The sequence below is a fragment of the Lysobacter olei genome, from assembly GCF_054777355.1.
In genome coordinates, this window is sequence record NZ_BAAHAT010000020.1 from 1 (window position 1) to 1,073 (window position 1,073).

The 1,073-nt window shown below is 28.5% G+C and carries 1 tRNA gene; it reads left to right on the plus strand.

Annotated elements, in window-relative coordinates:
• Nucleotides 1-359: 359 nt before the first annotated feature.
• Nucleotides 360-431: transfer RNA gene (locus tag ACYVBS_RS14605), tRNA-Lys, on the plus strand.
• The last annotated feature ends 642 nt before the right edge of the window (nucleotides 432-1,073 follow it).

Genomic DNA, 1,073 nt, shown 5'->3' on the forward strand with positions numbered 1-1,073 from the left:
TTATTAGGTTATCACCTAACAGATCATCATCACTTAGGATACGAATCAGGTATATTATACTGACATTTTGTTGATGTTGTATGATTAATATTATATGTATGTATATATTTCTGAGGTTATTAAATTTATTTTAACAGTTACTTTTAATATAATTTCATTTTAACTTTAATTTGTAAAAAAAAAGTAAATAAAGATATGCCACAATTAATACCATTTTTTTTCTTTAATCAAGTAGTTTTTACATTAATATCATTAAGTTTTATATTTTATGTATTTAGTAAATATATTTTACCTTGAGTAGTAAGATTATATGTTTCACGTAAATCAATAAATAGTTTATAAAGGGATAATAAACTTTTGAGACTTTAGTTCAATGGTAGAACATATGACTTTTAATCATTATAGTACGGGTTCGAATCCTGTAAGTCTTAAAAATGGCTATAGGTTAACGGTAGACTATTCGCGTACCATGTGAAATGTGTTGATTCAACTTCAACTAGCCATAAAAAAAAAAGGGTTAGTAACTTAATTGGCAAAGGATTTTCTTGTCGAGAAAATAGATATCGGATCGTAGCCGATTTAACCCGTAAAAGGAAAAGTTGCTATAGGCAAGGCGAGATATTTGCTAAATATTGTGTAGTTACACTTAGATGTTCGAATCATCTCTTTTCCGTAAGATTCCTTAACTTAATAGGTTAAAGTATACTTTTGATAAGAGTAGGATTAGCGTTCAATTCGCTAAGGAATCAATAAGAGTATAATTTAAGGGTAAAATATGGAGCTTCAACCTCCACCTTCTCAGTTCAAATCTGAGTGCTCTTGAATAAAAGAGAATTGACTGAGTGGTTTAAGGTGGTAAGCTTGAGACTTATTTGGTTTAAAAAAATCACATCCGTTCAAATCGGATATTCTCTGAAAAAACAGGTTAGAGCCGGCTGGGTAGGCACCTCATTTGGGTTGAGGATTAGTTATGTTCGATTCATAATAACTTGATAAAAATAAAAATATGTAAGATATATAAAGTATGTAAAGAAACTATTAAGGATAATTAGCTATATATTAAAGATAATTAT